General features: G+C 48.1%; 1 protein-coding gene. It reads left to right on the forward strand.

What is annotated here, in order from left to right:
• Positions 1 to 12 precede the first annotated feature (12 nt).
• On the forward strand, positions 13 to 235 hold a 223-nt coding region (locus tag C6N31_RS47505; RefSeq protein ID WP_498063739.1), incomplete at its 3' end, for an Hsp70 family protein.

The following is a 235-nucleotide window of genomic DNA, read 5'->3' on the forward strand; positions in this document are numbered from 1 at the left end:
CCCCAAATAAACGTGACCTTCGATATCGACGCAAACGGGATATTGAACGTGACAGCGGAGGATAAAACGGCAGGAGTTAAAAACAAGATCACCATTACCAACGATAAAGGAAGGTTGAGCAAGGATGAGATAGAGAAGATGGTGCGGGATGCGGAGAGGTACAAGGTAGAAGACGAAGAGGTGAAGAAGAAGGTGGAAGCCAAGAATGCCCTGGAGAACTACGCGTACAGCATGG

Origin of the sequence: Streptomyces fildesensis (assembly GCF_016107395.1) — a bacterium.
Classification (GTDB): Bacteria; Actinomycetota; Actinomycetes; order Streptomycetales; family Streptomycetaceae; genus Actinacidiphila; species Actinacidiphila fildesensis.